This window comes from Salmonella enterica subsp. arizonae, assembly GCF_008692845.1.
Taxonomy (GTDB): domain Bacteria; phylum Pseudomonadota; class Gammaproteobacteria; order Enterobacterales; family Enterobacteriaceae; genus Salmonella; species Salmonella arizonae.
This window is the reverse complement of sequence record NZ_VXJW01000003.1, coordinates 243,776-259,060: the sequence shown is the minus strand read 5'-3', so window position 1 is coordinate 259,060 and position 15,285 is coordinate 243,776. Positions and strand designations below refer to the sequence as shown.

Below are 15,285 nucleotides of genomic sequence, written 5' to 3'. Positions count from 1 at the left end.
TGTTCAGGCGGTTTTTGGCACAGTGTCGCTCGCCGCTTGAAAATTTTCCCTGTCGGTAAAAGAGAAAAGGATATCCAGCACTTAGTTTATTACATGCGGTCGAGAAAGGTTGTTTACCCTTAAAATTTCTAAAATTCAAAGAGTTGCTAGCCGTCACCGCCGGTTTCAATGTGAGTGATTTATACTCACTTTTCCGATATCAGCGCTTTTGGTTGATCCAGGTCAAGCATACCTTGTGTTGCGCCAGAGAGGAAAAGCGGTATAATCCGGCGATTTTTTTGTGGTTGCCAGTCATCTGAGGATAGGAGAAGAGTATGAAGATCGTGGAAGTCAAACACCCACTCGTCAAACACAAGCTGGGTCTGATGCGTGAAAACGACATTAGCACTAAACGCTTTCGTGAACTCGCCTCAGAAGTAGGCAGCCTGCTAACGTATGAAGCGACAGCCGACCTGGAAACGGAAAAAGTCACCATCGAAGGCTGGAACGGCCCGGTGGAAATCGACCAGATCAAAGGTAAAAAGATTACCGTTGTGCCGATTCTGCGTGCGGGGCTGGGCATGATGGAAGGCGTACTTGAAAATGTACCGAGCGCGCGTATCAGCGTCGTAGGGATGTACCGTAACGAAGAGACGCTTGAACCAGTGCCTTATTTCCAGAAGCTGGTATCGAACATTGATGAGCGCATGGCGCTGATTGTCGACCCGATGCTGGCGACCGGCGGTTCCGTCATCGCGACCATTGACCTGCTGAAAAAAGCAGGCTGTAGCAGCATTAAGGTACTGGTGCTGGTCGCCGCGCCGGAAGGTATTGCGGCGCTGGAAAAAGCGCACCCGGACGTTGAACTGTACACCGCCTCTATCGATCAGGGTCTTAACGAGCATGGATACATTATTCCAGGGCTTGGCGATGCCGGCGATAAGATTTTTGGTACTAAATAAGTGAATAAATAATTAAGAGCCGACTTCAAGAGTCGGCTTTTTTTTGAATAAAACAACCCATAACAAACACACTCAGAGGAAAACACTATGACGCGCCGTGCTATCGGGGTGAGTGAAAGACCGCCGCTTTTACAAACAATCCCGCTTAGTTTGCAACACCTTTTCGCCATGTTTGGCGCGACCGTGCTGGTGCCAGTTCTGTTTCATATCAACCCCGCGACGGTTCTGCTGTTTAACGGTATCGGAACGTTGCTGTATCTCTTTATCTGCAAAGGTAAAATTCCTGCCTACCTCGGATCGAGCTTTGCCTTTATTTCCCCGGTATTACTGTTACTGCCGCTGGGTTATGAAGTGGCGCTGGGCGGTTTTATTATGTGCGGCGTGTTGTTCTGTCTGGTCTCTTTCATCGTTAAAAAAGCGGGTACCGGCTGGCTGGATGTGATGTTTCCGCCTGCGGCAATGGGCGCAATCGTTGCCGTCATCGGTCTGGAGCTGGCTGGCGTCGCGGCGGGGATGGCCGGATTGCTGCCTGCGCAAGGGCAGTCGCCGGATACGAAAACGATTATTATCTCCATGGCTACGCTGGCGGTGACGGTGTTCGGCTCCGTACTGTTTCGCGGTTTCCTGGCGATCATTCCGATTTTGATTGGCGTGCTGGCGGGCTATGCGCTGTCATTTGCGCTGGGGGGGGTCGATACCACGCCGATTGCCCAGGCGCACTGGTTTGCGCTGCCGACCTTCTATACGCCGCGTTTTGAATGGTTCGCGATCCTGACGATTCTGCCCGCGGCGTTGGTAGTGATTGCCGAGCATGTCGGTCATCTGGTGGTGACGGCGAATATCGTCAAAAAAGATCTGGTACGCGATCCCGGTTTGCACCGTTCCATGTTCGCCAATGGACTGTCGACGATCGTCTCCGGCTTCTTCGGTTCCACGCCAAATACCACCTATGGTGAAAATATTGGCGTGATGGCGATAACCCGCGTTTACAGTACCTGGGTTATCGGCGGCGCGGCGATTTTCGCCATTCTGCTTTCCTGCGTCGGTAAACTGGCGGCGGCGATTCAGATTATCCCGTTACCGGTGATGGGCGGCGTTTCGCTGCTGCTGTATGGCGTCATCGGCGCGTCGGGGATTCGCGTATTGATAGAATCGAAAGTCGACTATAACAAAGCGCAAAACCTGATCCTTACCTCAGTGATTTTGATCATCGGCGTGAGCGGCGCGAAAGTGCATATCGGCGCGGCAGAATTGAAAGGGATGGCGCTGGCGACCATAGTCGGGATTGGCCTGAGCCTGATTTTTAAACTGATTAGCCTGTTGCGTCCGGAAGAAGTGGTGCTGGAGGCAAACGATACACAACCGCCGCATCAGTAACAGGTTGCCGGGCAGCGATGCTGCCCGGTTCTATCTCGATGGAATTATGTGGTAAACTCAGCGCGATTTTATGCAATCCTGGGTTGAGGTATCTCTGAACACACCGGCACAGCTCTCTTTGCCACTTTATCTTCCTGACGACGAAACTTTCGCAAGTTTCTGGCCGGGGGATAACGCCTCTCTACTGGCCGCGTTACAAAACGTGTTGCGCCAGGAACATAGTGGATATATCTACCTTTGGGCGCGTGAAGGCGCGGGCCGCAGCCATTTGCTGCACGCCGCCTGCGCTGAATTGTCGCAGCGTGGAGATGCGGTAGGCTACGTTCCGCTCGATAAACGCACCTGGTTCGTGCCGGAAGTGCTCGACGGTATGGAACACCTCTCGCTGGTGTGTATTGATAATATTGAGTGCGTCGCTGGCGATGAACTGTGGGAGATGGCGATCTTTGATCTCTATAATCGCATTCTGGAGTCAGGTAAAACGCGGTTATTGATCACTGGCGATCGCCCGCCAAGACAGTTAAATCTGGGATTGCCCGATCTTGCCTCCCGTCTGGACTGGGGGCAAATCTATAAACTCCAGCCTCTTTCGGATGAAGATAAACTTCAGGCGCTACAGTTGCGCGCCCGGCTGCGGGGATTTGAACTGCCGGAAGATGTTGGGCGGTTTTTACTCAAACGTCTCGATCGCGAAATGCGCACGCTGTTTATGACGCTGGATCAGCTCGATCATGCCTCGATCACTGCCCAGCGAAAACTGACGATCCCGTTTGTCAAAGAGATCCTGAAACTGTAATACGCCGCGACGGCGGCGTTCAGAGGTTAACCGAGGATTTCAAGCACCTGCTCAGGCGGCCGGCCAATACGCGCCTGACCATTCGCCACCACAATAGGGCGCTCCATCAGTTTAGGGTGGTCAACCAGCGCCTGAATCAACGCCTCTTCGCTAAGCTGGCTATCCGCCAGGTGAAGTGTTTTATAAAGGTCTTCTTTCTGGCGCATTAGCTCGCGTGCGCTGGACATGCCCAACATACGCAGCAGTTCACGCACGGTGGCGCCATCGGCAGGCGTATCCAGATAAAGCACCACTTCCGGTTCCACGCCGTTAGATTTTAGCAGGTTCAGCGTGTCGCGGCTCTTCGAGCAGCGCGGATTGTGATAGATTTTAATCGTGTCGGTCATGAGTTCTCCTTGTGACGCCATCCGGCTAATAAACGGCGATTACATTTTCGTGTATGGCTTGAAGCGTTCCTGTAGCTGGCGCAACTGGTCAATACGCGCATCGTAACGCGCCTGTTGCTGGCTGCCCAGTTTTGCCAGGGAGCTGGCGCTACTGAGCAGTGAAATTGCCTGATCCAGTCGTCCCGCCAGCGCGTAACCTTCGGCGCGCGCCGCCAGTTCCTGATCGCGGTTGTTCAGCGCGGCCTCCGCCTGAGCAAGCAGATCCCAGCCGTTGCCGTCATCTTTATGGCTAAAGGTGTAGCGATTCAGAATGGTTTCCGCCGCTTTCGGCTGGCCTCCCTGGAGGTACGCATTGGCGAGGTTTAACTGCAATACCGGGTTAACGCGCAGATCGCGGGCATTTTTCAGACGATTAATCGCGTCGTTGGCTCTCTTCTGCCCCAGGTCAATATCAGTGGCGAGGTCAAGATACCAGGCATTGTTCGGTTCCGCGCTTAATAGCGGCTGTAACGTTTTGCGCGCTTCATCGTACTTGCCCGCTTCCATCGCCTGCAACGCCCGGCCATATTGCGCCGCATGTTGCTGACGCACATTGCCTTTAGACCATTGCTCCAGCAGGTCGCTAGTGAGCTGGTTGCGCCCGGAGTTATACATCCCCAGCGTACGCGCTTTGGCGAGGTAGAAGTCGGAGGAAGATTGCACCACAACCGGGTGCATCTGGTTTGCGCGGTTGCGCGCATCCGCAAGACGGCTTTCTGGTAAGGGGTGAGTGAGCAAAATCTCAGGCGGGCGCGTGGAATAACGCGCCTGGTCGAGCAGTTTTTCGAGGAAAGAGGGCATCGCCTGCGGATCAAATCCGGCGCGCTGTAGTACCTGAATACCAATGCGGTCGGCTTCTTGCTCATTCTGCTGAGTGAAGCTTATCATCCCCTGGCGCGTTCCCGCCAGAGTGCCGGTTAGCGCCGCCATACCGGCCTGTGGGCTGGCCATTGCCAGCAAAATGGAGCCGAGCGCGCCCACCCATGTGAGCGGCGCGCTGCGCTTTTGATCTTCCATCGCGCGCGCCAGGTGGCGTTGCGTAACGTGGGAGATTTCATGCGCCATAACTGAGGCTAGCTGGCTTTCGTTATCCGCATAGCGAAAAAGCGCTGAGTGCAGCACCACGTTGCCGCCAAAGAACGCGAAGGCGTTGATTTCGTCATTATTGATCAAAAAAAAGTGGAAAGGCGTTTTGACGGAGTCGGCGTGCGAGACCAGCCGCATACCCAGCGCGTTAATATATTGCACCAGCAGCGGATCGTTGATTAACGGCGCGCTACCGCGTAGCTGGCGCACATAAAAGTCGCCCATTTGCATCTCTTGTCCAATAGAAAGCGTGCTTCCTGCCGAGGTTCCCATATCGGGCAGCGTGTCCGCAGGGTCGGCAAACGCGGGCGCGACCTGACCGAGAGCCACTGCTGCAATGAGGGTTGCCACCAGGTTTTTTTTCAACTGCCTGAACATAACCTCTATCCTGTTATTTTGAGATAGCCCTTTGACCAACGCCGTAAAGTATCGTTCTACGCTCCGACACTTCATAAGTGTAACTGTGATGAGCACAGACTCACTGTTTTAGTTTCCTGAATCAACGATAAAAAGCGAAGTCTTTTTTGTGACATTTCGATACAATTCGGCATTACAATCCCGCAGTTGAGTTCTGGGAAGGGTTTTATGCTCGAAATGTTAATGCAATGGTATCGCCGTCGCTTCAGCGACCCGGAGGCGATTGCCTTGCTGGTCATTCTGGTGGCTGGTTTTAGCATCCTCTTTTTCTTTAGCGGACTGTTAGCGCCGCTGCTGGTCGCCATCGTATTGGCCTACCTTCTGGAGTGGCCAACGGCGCGCCTGCAGGCGATAGGCTGTTCCCGGCGCTGGGCAACCTCCATTGTCCTTATCCTCTTTGTCGGCATTCTGTTATTGATGGCGTTTGTAGTGATGCCGATTGCCTGGCAGCAGGGTATTTACCTGATTCGTGATATGCCCGGTATGCTGAATAAACTGTCCGATTTTGCCGCAACTTTACCGCGACGTTATCCGGCGCTGATGGATGCGGGCATTATTGATGCGATGGCGGAAAACATGCGCACCCGGATGCTTAACATGGGCGATTCGGTGGTGAAGTATTCGTTGGCTTCGTTAGTCGGGCTACTGACGCTGGCGGTATATCTGGTTCTGGTACCGCTGATGGTCTTTTTCCTGGTAAAAGATAAAGAGCAGATGCTGAATGCCGTGCGCCGCGTGCTGCCGCGTAATCGTGGGTTGGCGGGGCAGGTCTGGAATGAGATGAATCAGCAGATCACCAACTATATCCGCGGAAAAGTGCTGGAGATGGTCGTAGTGGGCGTGGCGACCTGGCTGGTTTTTTTGCTGTTTGGCCTCAACTATTCGCTACTGCTGGCGGTGCTGGTGGGCTTTTCAGTTTTGATCCCTTATATCGGCGCCTTTGTGGTGACCATTCCGGTGGTGGGTGTCGCGCTGTTTCAGTTTGGCCTGGGGACGGAGTTCTGGAGCTGTTTTGCCGTTTATCTGATCATTCAGGCGCTGGATGGCAATCTACTGGTACCGGTGCTTTTCTCCGAAGCGGTTAATCTGCATCCTCTGGTGATTATCCTGTCGGTAGTGATTTTCGGCGGTCTGTGGGGATTCTGGGGCGTATTTTTCGCCATTCCGTTGGCGACGCTGATTAAAGCGGTCGTCCATGCATGGCCGGATGGTCAGGTGACGGATACCTCATCCTAAGCGGTCTGTACGAAAGTTGTAAAGCGTGAACGGCATCATAGTGTCCTGTCGCCATTTTGCGCATTCGTAATGGGGGACAAGCGCTTAGAAAGCCGATCTTTTTTTTAATGCCGCACCGTATTGCGGCATTTTTATTGTTGGAACCTACAAATCTCTTCGCGTAAAACAGCCAAAATTTGGTGACTCAGCCTAAGCATTCTTCTGAGAAATTCGTTAATAAATGACATCATTGATACGAGTTTGCTTTTTTTAATGTAAAGCGATAACGAAACAGGGAATGCGTGTGTTGAGAAAACATTACTTGAAAGGGTATACCGCGCGGCAAATTGTACAGCGAGCCATGAAAATTATTCCTTACTCGGTAAACGTCATGGATGAACATGGCGTTATTATCGCGTCTGGCGAACCTTCACGGCTTCATCAGCGTCACGAAGGGGCTATCCTGGCGCTGAAGGAAAACCGTATTGTAGAAATTGATTCCGCCACCGCAAATCAGCTCAAAGGCGTGAGATCCGGCATTAATCTCCCTATCTCTTTTCATGAACAACTCATTGGCGTGGTAGGCATTACCGGCGAGCCGGAGCAGGTCCGCGCTTATGCCGAGCTGGTGAAAATGGCGGCGGAGCTGGTGATCGAGCATATGGTGCTGATCGAGCAGAGACAGTGGGATAAACGCTATCGTGAAGAGTTAATTAATCAGTTGATTTTGCGAGAAAACTCGACAGAGTCGTTGCGCTCTATGGCGGCCTATCTGGGCATTGATCTGGCGGTTCCCAGAGTGGTGCTGATTATTGAACTTTCTCAGCCGGATCGCGAAGCGCTGCGCAATGTAATGGATTATTTCGAGAATCATGCGCGCAACCATTTGGTGACGTTTACCGAATTTAACGAATTAATCATTATTAAGCCTATCACGTTAAAAGAGGGAAAGTGGAACACCCGCCAGGAAATGGGTGAATTGCAGATGTTTAAATCATGGGCTGCATCCTCAGGTTTTAGCCGTATTTTGGTGGGGGGCTATTTTGCCGGCGAGACGGGATTGCACCGTTCTTTGCTCACCGCCAGGGCCACCCAGGCGATGGCGAAAAGACAAAAGCTGCGCAGCCAGTACATTTTTTATCATGACCACGCGCTCCCCGCGCTGCTAAGCGGGCTGTCTGAACGTTGGCAAGTGCAGGAGTTATCGCGTTTGTGGCTGCAACTGGCGCAACATGATGCGAAAGGCGTATTGCAACAGACGCTGCGGACCTGGTTTGAACATAATTGTGACCTGACGCAAACAGCCAAAGCATTGCATATTCATGTAAATACATTGCGCTATCGCTTACAACGCTGTGAAGATATTACGCATATAAAAATCAATGAGTTAAAAAGTACGCTTTGGCTTTATATCGGTATGGAGCTCCAGGCCGAATCTGTACCGACCGACAAGTTACCGTTGCCTGGCTGGAACGAAATTTGTTGAAATCTCCAGCGGATTTTTAGACTGGCTTTCCCATACTGCGCGTTCCATGTTAAAGGAGGCGCTGTATATGACGTCGATATCCACCCTGGGAGCCATTGCCGCATTGGTCGTGGCCATCGTATTAATTTTAAGAAGAGTGTCGCCGGCCTACGGCATGATGGCGGGCGCACTGGTCGGCGGTTTGATTGGCGGCGCCGATCTTCTGCAAACCGTTTCGCTGATGGTGTCAGGCGCGCAGGGCATCGTTAATGCCGTATTACGTATTCTGGCCGCAGGTGTACTGGCTGGCGTATTAATTGAGTCCGGAGCGGCGAATACGATTGCTGAGACGGTTGTGCGCAAGGTGGGAGAAACCCGGGCATTATTGGCATTAGCCATTGCTACGCTATGCCTGACCGCCGTCGGCGTATTTATCGATGTGGCGGTGATTACCGTCGCGCCGATTGCGCTGTCGATTGCGCGTAATGCGGATCTGTCAAAAAGCGCTATTCTGCTGGCGATGATCGGCGGCGGCAAAGCGGGTAACGTGATGTCACCTAACCCGAACGCCATTGCCGCCTCCGATGCGTTTCATGTTCCTCTTACCTCTATTATGCTGGCGGGCGTGGTTCCGGGTATCGTTGGGCTTATTATCGCCTATCTGTTAGCGAAACGGCTGAATAATAAAGGCGTGGGCGTCGCCGACCATGAAGTGACTCACCATGATGATACCGTCGCCAGGCCCGGTTTTCTGGTGGCGATTAGCGCGCCTCTGGTCGCTATTTTCCTGCTTTCTTTACGTCCGTTTGCCGGTATTTCCATTGACCCGTTAATTGCCCTGCCCGTAGGCGGGTTGGTCGGTCTGCTGTTGATGGGACGCGCGCGCCACTGTAACCAGTACATGGTCGCCGGTCTGATGCGTATGGCGCCTGTCGCTATTATGTTGCTGGGAACCGGCACGCTGGCCGGCATTATCGCTAATTCCGAACTTAAAGATGTCCTGATTCATGGCCTCACCGCTTCGGGATTGCCGTCCTGGCTGCTGGCGCCGGTGTCTGGCGCCATGATGTCAATGGCGACGGCCTCAACCACGGCGGGAACGGCGGTAGCGTCCGGCGTTTTCTCTCCCACGCTACTTGAACTTGGCGTTTCCGCCCTGGCGGGAGCCGCCATGATCCATGCGGGCGCCACGGTACTGGACCATCTGCCGCACGGCAGTTTTTTCCACGCGACAGGCGGTAGCGTCAATATGCAAATTCATGAGCGTTTAAAGCTAATGCCGTATGAAACGCTTGTGGGTTTAACGATTACCTTTATTTCCACCCTGATGTTCGGCTTCTTTGGTTTTGCAGGATAATCCCTATGAAAATTGTTATTGCGCCTGATTCATTTAAAGAAAGTTTGTCCGCAATGGCCGTCGCCGGAGCGATAGAAAAAGGGTTTCGTGAAATTTATCCTGACGCCGACTACGTTAAAGTGCCCATGGCGGATGGCGGGGAAGGAACCGTGCAGTCGATGGTGGAAGCCAGCGGCGGACGTTATGTTGACCAACAAGTACGAGGTCCGCTTGGGCAACCGGTGACCGCGCGTTGGGGGATGCTGGGCGATAGCGATACCGCGGTGATTGAAATGGCGGCGGCATCCGGACTGCATCACGTTTCCCCTGAATTGCGCAACCCGCTTAATACCACCAGCTATGGCACCGGCGAGTTAATCGTCGCGGCGCTGGAGCGGGGCGTAAAGCGTATTATTCTGGGGATTGGCGGCAGCGCGACGAATGACGGCGGCGCGGGGATGATGCAGGCGCTTGGCGTTATATTGCGCGATAAACAGGGGCGCTCGCTTCCCCCTGGCGGCGAGGCGCTGGCGGCGCTGGCCTCTATCGATCTGTCCGGCTGTCACCCATTGCTGCGCCAGGTATCGATAACTGTGGCGTGCGATGTCAACAATCCGCTGTGTGGTCCCCAGGGCGCATCGGCCGTCTTTGGCCCACAAAAAGGGGCGACAGCGGAAATGGTGGACACGCTGGACGCGGCGCTGGAAAACTGGGGTAGGCATATTTATTTGGCTACGGGACGTGAAGTAGTTAACGCTCCCGGCGCGGGCGCGGCAGGCGGGATGGGCGCTGCGCTTTTAGGGTTGCTCAATGCGGAATTACGCGCCGGCGTAGAGATTGTCGTAGAAACGTTACAGCTTGAGCAAGCGGTTGAAGACGCCGATCTGGTGATTACCGGGGAAGGGCGTCTGGACAGCCAAAGTATTTGCGGCAAGACGCCGATTGGCGTCGCCAGAGTAGCGAAGCGGTACAATAAACCGGTTATCGCGCTCGCCGGCGGGCTACAACACGATCATCATGTTGTGTATCAACAGGGTATCGATGCGGCGCTATCGATTTTGTCGCACATCGTTACGCTGCCGGAAGCGTTATACGAGGCAGAATATAACCTGAGTCTGTCGGCGCGCAATGTGGCGGCGATATGGCGTCTGGCGCGGCAAGCCTGACGCCTTCACCTCTCAGGTCGCGCTGATACGCGGCCTGAGAGGTGTTACGCGTTTTCTTTTAGCCAGTTCAGCACCACATCATGGTGATTGCTGGTTTTAAAGTCATTAAAAACGTGTTCAATTTTACCGTCAGCATCAATCAAAAAGCTGATGCGGTGAATGCCGTCATACGTTTTGCCCATAAATGATTTTTCGCCCCAGACGCCGAACTGTTCACACACCTGATGGTTTTCATCGGACAAAAGGGTAAAATTCAGCAGCTCTTTTTCAGCGAAACGGGAGAGTTTTTCAGGTTTATCGGTGCTGATACCCAGCACGTCCACGCCTGCTTTTTTGAGCTCGTCCATGTTATCGCGTAAGCCGCAGGCCTGCACGGTACAGCCGGGTGTCATGGCTTTTGGGTAAAAGTAAACCAGAACGCGCTGTCCCTGGAAGTCGGTCAAATTTACTTGTTCTCCGTCTTGATCCGGCAAGCTAAATTTCGGTGCGATATCACCGGCTTTCAGTGGATTCATTACTTAACTCCATCCTGTTCATCATGTTGTGAGTAATTGACGACGTTTATACTGCCTTGCGCATTGAGTTCTGTACATAGTGCTTTAAAGGCTTGCTCAATATTTGCGGAATTTTGCGACGCCGGACTATGTGCGGTGATTTGAATAAATAATTGCGCGGCTTTATCGCCTTCAGCCGGCTGTGTGCGGGAGACCAGCTCCGCAATATTCATTTCATGACTATCAAACAGCGCGGTGAATCGCTCAATTAAATGCGGGGAGTCGGCGACCTCAACCTGAACCCATACCGTCGCGGGCATTGCCGGGCGGGGGCGGTCGGATGTCCGTTTCATCACAATCAGCAGATCCAGCTCTGCGCCTTTCAACGGCAATGTCGATTCAATCAGGGTAATCGCATTCCACGTGCCGGACAACAGCATAATAAACGTGAATTCATCGCCCAGCATCGCCAGTCGACTGTCTTCGATATTACAGCCGCAACTACTGACATGGCGAGTAATGGTATTCACAATGCCGGGCCTGTCGGCGCCCAGAGCAGTGATAACCAGATAGTGTTGTGATGACGGTGTCAAACCAGTTATTCCTTTGCGCGGTGAAGTAATCTTAAGGAAAGCATAAAAAAAACCTGCATACAACAATCAGAACGGCTCTGGTCGCTTGCTTTTATTGCCATACCAAACGTACCATTGAAGCACTTGTTTGCACAGAGGATGGCCCATGTTCACGGGAAGTATTGTCGCGCTTGTTACGCCGATGGATGAGAAAGGTAATGTCAGTAGGTCTTGCCTGAAAAAACTCATTGATTATCATGTCGCCAACGGTACCTCGGCGATTGTTTCGGTTGGCACCACCGGCGAGTCCGCCACGCTAAGCCATGATGAACATGGCGATGTCGTGATGATGACGCTGGAACTGGCTGACGGACGTATTCCGGTTATCGCCGGCACGGGCGCAAACGCGACCGCGGAAGCGATTAGCCTGACGCAGCGCTTTAACGACAGTGGCGTTGTTGGTTGCCTGACGGTGACGCCGTACTACAATCGCCCCACGCAGGAAGGTTTGTTCCAGCATTTCAAAGCCATCGCGGAACACACTGACTTGCCGCAAATTTTGTATAATGTGCCGTCCCGTACCGGCTGCGATATGCTGCCGGAAACCGTGGGTCGTCTGGCGGAAATAAAAAATATTATCGCTATCAAAGAGGCGACAGGGAACTTAACCCGCGTTCACCAGATCAAAGAGCTGGTTTCAGACGATTTTATTCTGCTTAGCGGCGATGATGCGTCTGCGCTGGACTTTATGCAATTGGGGGGGCATGGCGTGATTTCCGTTACGGCTAACGTAGCGGCGCGCGATATGGCTGATATGTGCAAACTGGCGGCGGAAGGGCAATTTACCGAGGCGCGCGTTATCAATCAGCGTCTGATGCCGTTACACAACAAACTATTTGTCGAACCCAATCCTATCCCGGTGAAATGGGCATGTAAGGCATTGGGTCTTGTGGCGACCGACACGCTGCGCCTGCCAATGACGCCTATCACGGACAATGGCCGTGATATCGTCAAAGCAGCGCTTCAGCATGCTGGCCTGCTGTAAAGTTTAGGGAGATTTGATGGCTTACTCAGTACAAAAGTCGCGCCTGGCGAAGGTTGCGGGTGTTTCGCTTGTTTTGCTGCTCGCTGCCTGTAGTTCCGATTCGCGCTATAAGCGCCAGGTAAGCGGCGATGAATCTTATCTGGATGCCGCGCCGCTTGCTGAACTTCACGCCCCGGCAGGCATGATTCTGCCGATAACGACCGGCGACTACGTTATTCCGGTCACGAAGGGGAGCGGCGCGGTTGGTAAGGCGTTGGATATCCGTCCGCCGGCGCAGCCGTTAGCGTTAGTGAGCGGCGCGCGCACCCAGTTCTCTGGCGATACCGCCACGCTATTGGTGGAAAATGGCCGTAGCAGCACGCTTTGGCCGCAAGTCGTCAGCGTGATTCAGGCGAAAAATTATCCGATTGAAAAACGTGACGATGCCAGCCAGACCCTGATGACCGATTGGGTGAACTGGAACCGCCTGGATGAAGACGAACAGTATCGCGGACGTTATCAAATCTCGGTGAAGCCGCAAGGCTATCAGCAGGCGGTAACGGTAAAACTGGTTAATCTGGAACAGGCTGGCAAGCCGGTCGCCGATGCGGCGTCGTTGCAGCGCTACAGCACTGAAATGATGAACGTCATTTCCGCCGGTTTGGATAAGACCGCAACGGATGCGGCAAATGCCGCGCAGAGCCGTTCCGCCGCAACGATGGATGTGCAGAGCGCCGCTGATGATACCGGTTTACCCATGCTGGTCGTTCGCGGTCCGTTTAACGTGGTATGGCAGCGTCTGCCGGCCGCGCTGGAAAAAGCGGGCATGAAAGTCACCGACAGCACTCGCTCGCAGGGCAGCATGGCGGTAACGTACAAACCATTGTCTGACAGCGACTGGCGGGAGCTGGGCGCAAGCGATCCGGGCCTGCCCTCCGGAGACTATAAATTGCAGGTCGGTGATTTAGATAACCGCAGCAGCTTGCAGTTTATCGATCCTAAGGGGCATACCCTGACGCAAAGCCAGAATGATGCGCTGGTTGCCGTCTTCCAGGCGGCGTTCAACAAGTAATTTAACAGGGCTGGAGCAATCCGGCCCTTTTTTCTGATAAGATACGCAAACGTGTGCGTCGATACAAAAACGCGATTTAACCGTTATTTCGCACCACAATTACAGGCCGGATAAGCGCAGCGCCCTCCGGCAGGCGTAGCAGGAAATGAATATTTATCGTTAATTCACACCCAGGAGTGTTAAAGATGCAAAAGCAAGCTGAGTTGTATCGTGGTAAAGCGAAAACCGTATACAGCACGGAAAACCCGGACCTGTTGGTGCTCGAATTCCGCAATGATACGTCAGCAGGAGATGGCGCGCGCATTGAAAAGTTTGATCGCAAGGGCATGGTAAACAACAAATTTAACCATTTCATTATGACCAAACTGGCCGAGGCGGGCATCCCAACCCAGATGGAACGTTTGCTGTCTGATACGGAGTGTCTGGTGAAGAAGCTGGAGATGGTGCCGGTTGAATGTGTGGTGCGCAACCGTGCGGCAGGGTCGCTGGTCAAGCGTCTGGGCGTGGAAGAAGGCATGGAGCTTAACCCGCCGATATTTGATCTGTTCCTGAAAAACGACGCGCTGCACGACCCGATGGTGAATAGTTCCTACTGCGAAACTTTCGGGTGGGTAAGCCAGGAAAATCTGGCGCGTATGAAAGCGTTAACCTACAAAGCCAATGATGTACTGAAAAAACTGTTTGATGATGCTGGTCTCATCCTGGTGGACTTCAAACTGGAGTTTGGCCTGTATAAAGGCGAAGTGGTGCTGGGCGATGAGTTTTCGCCGGACGGCAGCCGCCTGTGGGATAAAGAGACGCTGGATAAAATGGACAAAGACCGCTTCCGCCAGAGTCTGGGCGGTCTGATTGAAGCCTATGAAGCCGTCGCGCGTCGCCTGGGCGTGAAATTAGATTAATCCCGCTTCTGACCGGGGGGCAACCGCTCTCCGGTATCATCCTTTCCTCATTCTGATAGCGTTTATCTGTGGTAATCCTGCGCCTGACCGCCTACGATCATCTGTATAACAAATAGATGGAGAGATAATTATGCGCTGGCAAGGGCGTCGAGAAAGCAACAACGTAGAAGACAGACGTAATCGGCCAGGCGGCCCCTCGATGGGTGGCCCTGGCTTTCGTCTTCCGCGCGGGAAAGGCGGCATCATTCTGTTGGTGGTGGTGTTGGTCGCAGGGTACTATGGGGTGGATTTAACCAGTCTGTTGACCGGTCAGCCGGTTTCGCAGCAGCAGTCGACGCGTTCGATAAGCCCCAATGATGATGAAGCGGCAAAATTTACCTCGGTGATCCTGGCGACGACCGAAGATACCTGGGGGCAACTCTTTCAAAAAATGGGGCGCGGCTATCAGCAGCCAAAACTGGTGATGTACCGTGGTATGACGCGCACTGGCTGTGGTGCGGGTCAGTCCGTGATGGGGCCGTTTTACTGCCCGGCGGACGGCACCGTATATATCGATCTCTCTTTTTATGATGACATGAAAAATAAGCTGGGCGCGGACGGTGATTTTGCCCAGGGGTATGTCATCGCCCACGAAGTCGGCCACCACGTACAAAAACTGTTAGGTATTGAGCCGAAAGTACGACAGTTGCAGCAAAACGCGTCGCAAACGGAGGTGAATCGCCTTTCGGTGCGCATGGAGCTACAGGCGGATTGCTTTGCCGGCGTGTGGGGACACAGTATGCAGCAGCAAGGCGTACTGGAGGCGGGCGATCTTGAAGAGGCGCTCAATGCCGCACAGGCTATCGGCGACGATCGCTTACAGCAACAGGGGCAGGGGCGCGTGGTGCCGGACAGTTTCACACACGGCACCTCAGAGCAGCGCTACAGTTGGTTTAAGCGCGGATTTGACAGCGGCGACCCGGCGCAATGTAATACGTTTGGCAAAAACTTTTGATCAATC

15 protein-coding genes are annotated in these 15,285 nt (G+C 53.4%); 11 read left to right on the top strand and 4 right to left on the bottom strand.

Features of this window, described 5'->3' with window-relative positions; genetic code table 11:
* The first annotated feature begins 314 nt into the window (after window positions 1-314).
* The 3 genes from upp (at window position 315) to F4V61_RS08445 (ending at window position 3,114) form a co-directional block, all read left to right on the top strand.
* Window positions 315-941: a uracil phosphoribosyltransferase gene (gene upp, locus F4V61_RS08455; RefSeq protein WP_000706208.1), complete on the top strand. Its 627-nt coding sequence runs from the start codon at window positions 315-317 to the stop codon at window positions 939-941.
* A gap of 87 nt (window positions 942-1,028) precedes the next feature.
* A complete protein-coding gene (uraA, locus tag F4V61_RS08450) occupies window positions 1,029-2,318 on the top strand; it encodes a uracil permease (RefSeq protein ID WP_079827473.1) in 1,290 nt (429 codons plus the stop codon).
* A gap of 94 nt (window positions 2,319-2,412) precedes the next feature.
* Window positions 2,413-3,114, top strand: a complete 702-nt coding sequence (locus F4V61_RS08445) for a DnaA inactivator Hda (RefSeq protein ID WP_061835882.1) — start codon at window positions 2,413-2,415, stop codon at window positions 3,112-3,114.
* 26 nt (window positions 3,115-3,140) lie between these two features.
* Here F4V61_RS08445 and arsC read toward each other — a convergent pair whose 3' ends face one another.
* Both arsC and bepA read right to left on the bottom strand, forming a co-directional pair.
* Window positions 3,141-3,500 (bottom strand): arsenate reductase (glutaredoxin), encoded by a 360-nt coding sequence (arsC, locus tag F4V61_RS08440; RefSeq protein WP_038394941.1) that lies wholly within the window; start codon window positions 3,498-3,500, stop codon window positions 3,141-3,143.
* Window positions 3,501-3,539: 39 nt separating this feature from the next.
* Window positions 3,540-5,003, bottom strand: a complete 1,464-nt coding sequence (gene bepA / locus F4V61_RS08435; protein WP_000489688.1) for a beta-barrel assembly-enhancing protease — start codon at window positions 5,001-5,003, stop codon at window positions 3,540-3,542.
* A gap of 207 nt (window positions 5,004-5,210) precedes the next feature.
* On the opposite strand from bepA, the gene F4V61_RS08430 reads away from it, so the two are divergent.
* The 4 genes from F4V61_RS08430 (at window position 5,211) to F4V61_RS08415 (ending at window position 10,224) form a co-directional block, all read left to right on the top strand.
* A complete protein-coding gene (locus F4V61_RS08430; RefSeq protein WP_000892062.1) occupies window positions 5,211-6,278 on the top strand; it encodes an AI-2E family transporter in 1,068 nt (355 codons plus the stop codon).
* Between the two features lie 277 nt (window positions 6,279-6,555).
* Complete coding sequence (locus F4V61_RS08425) at window positions 6,556-7,743, top strand: sugar diacid recognition domain-containing protein (RefSeq protein ID WP_001265348.1); 1,188 nt, start codon at window positions 6,556-6,558, stop codon at window positions 7,741-7,743.
* 67 nt (window positions 7,744-7,810) lie between these two features.
* Window positions 7,811-9,079, top strand: coding sequence for a GntP family permease (locus F4V61_RS08420; protein ID WP_000200872.1), 1,269 nt, complete (start codon window positions 7,811-7,813; stop codon window positions 9,077-9,079).
* Between the two features lie 5 nt (window positions 9,080-9,084).
* Entirely contained in the window at window positions 9,085-10,224 is a 1,140-nt protein-coding gene (locus tag F4V61_RS08415) for a glycerate kinase (RefSeq protein ID WP_038394945.1), read from the top strand.
* Between the two features lie 44 nt (window positions 10,225-10,268).
* Here the strand turns inward: F4V61_RS08415 and bcp are convergent, their stop codons facing one another.
* Together bcp and F4V61_RS08405 are read right to left on the bottom strand one after the other, a co-directional pair.
* Window positions 10,269-10,739 carry a thioredoxin-dependent thiol peroxidase gene (bcp, locus tag F4V61_RS08410; protein WP_001068686.1) on the bottom strand — a complete coding sequence of 157 codons (471 nt, stop codon included), beginning with the start codon at window positions 10,737-10,739 and terminating at the stop codon, window positions 10,269-10,271.
* The gene (locus F4V61_RS08405; protein WP_000189059.1) at window positions 10,739-11,311 is read right to left on the bottom strand and encodes a glycine cleavage system transcriptional repressor; all 573 of its coding nucleotides are present in this window, start codon (window positions 11,309-11,311) and stop codon (window positions 10,739-10,741) included. Before F4V61_RS08405 ends, bcp begins: the two co-directional genes overlap by 1 nt.
* A 145-nt stretch (window positions 11,312-11,456) precedes the next feature.
* Between F4V61_RS08405 and dapA the strand changes: the two genes are divergently transcribed.
* From dapA to ypfJ, 4 genes are all read left to right on the top strand, one after another.
* Window positions 11,457-12,335 (top strand): 4-hydroxy-tetrahydrodipicolinate synthase, encoded by an 879-nt coding sequence (dapA, locus tag F4V61_RS08400; RefSeq protein ID WP_000494021.1) that lies wholly within the window; start codon window positions 11,457-11,459, stop codon window positions 12,333-12,335.
* Window positions 12,336-12,351: 16 nt separating this feature from the next.
* The gene (bamC, locus tag F4V61_RS08395) at window positions 12,352-13,386 is read left to right on the top strand and encodes an outer membrane protein assembly factor BamC (RefSeq protein WP_000331874.1); all 1,035 of its coding nucleotides are present in this window, start codon (window positions 12,352-12,354) and stop codon (window positions 13,384-13,386) included.
* Window positions 13,387-13,571: 185 nt separating this feature from the next.
* The gene (purC, locus tag F4V61_RS08390) at window positions 13,572-14,285 is read left to right on the top strand and encodes a phosphoribosylaminoimidazolesuccinocarboxamide synthase (RefSeq protein ID WP_001171624.1); all 714 of its coding nucleotides are present in this window, start codon (window positions 13,572-13,574) and stop codon (window positions 14,283-14,285) included.
* A gap of 130 nt (window positions 14,286-14,415) precedes the next feature.
* Entirely contained in the window at window positions 14,416-15,279 is an 864-nt protein-coding gene (gene ypfJ / locus F4V61_RS08385) for a KPN_02809 family neutral zinc metallopeptidase (protein ID WP_024131796.1), read from the top strand.
* The last annotated feature ends 6 nt before the right edge of the window (window positions 15,280-15,285 follow it).

Excerpts from the sequence above, each read along its gene's own strand:
- upp (WP_000706208.1), top strand. The coding sequence starts at position 315 with ATGAAGATCGTGGAAGTCAAACACCCACTCGTCAAACACAAGCTGGGT.
- uraA (WP_079827473.1), top strand. The coding sequence starts at position 1,029 with ATGACGCGCCGTGCTATCGGGGTGAGTGAAAGACCGCCGCTTTTACAA.
- arsC (WP_038394941.1), bottom strand. The coding sequence starts at position 3,500 with ATGACCGACACGATTAAAATCTATCACAATCCGCGCTGCTCGAAGAGC.
- bepA (WP_000489688.1), bottom strand. The coding sequence starts at position 5,003 with ATGTTCAGGCAGTTGAAAAAAAACCTGGTGGCAACCCTCATTGCAGCA.
- F4V61_RS08430 (WP_000892062.1), top strand. The coding sequence starts at position 5,211 with ATGCTCGAAATGTTAATGCAATGGTATCGCCGTCGCTTCAGCGACCCG.
- F4V61_RS08425 (WP_001265348.1), top strand. The coding sequence starts at position 6,556 with ATGCGTGTGTTGAGAAAACATTACTTGAAAGGGTATACCGCGCGGCAA.
- F4V61_RS08420 (WP_000200872.1), top strand. The coding sequence starts at position 7,811 with ATGACGTCGATATCCACCCTGGGAGCCATTGCCGCATTGGTCGTGGCC.
- F4V61_RS08415 (WP_038394945.1), top strand. The coding sequence starts at position 9,085 with ATGAAAATTGTTATTGCGCCTGATTCATTTAAAGAAAGTTTGTCCGCA.
- bcp (WP_001068686.1), bottom strand. The coding sequence starts at position 10,739 with ATGAATCCACTGAAAGCCGGTGATATCGCACCGAAATTTAGCTTGCCG.
- dapA (WP_000494021.1), top strand. The coding sequence starts at position 11,457 with ATGTTCACGGGAAGTATTGTCGCGCTTGTTACGCCGATGGATGAGAAA.
- bamC (WP_000331874.1), top strand. The coding sequence starts at position 12,352 with ATGGCTTACTCAGTACAAAAGTCGCGCCTGGCGAAGGTTGCGGGTGTT.
- purC (WP_001171624.1), top strand. The coding sequence starts at position 13,572 with ATGCAAAAGCAAGCTGAGTTGTATCGTGGTAAAGCGAAAACCGTATAC.
- ypfJ (WP_024131796.1), top strand. The coding sequence starts at position 14,416 with ATGCGCTGGCAAGGGCGTCGAGAAAGCAACAACGTAGAAGACAGACGT.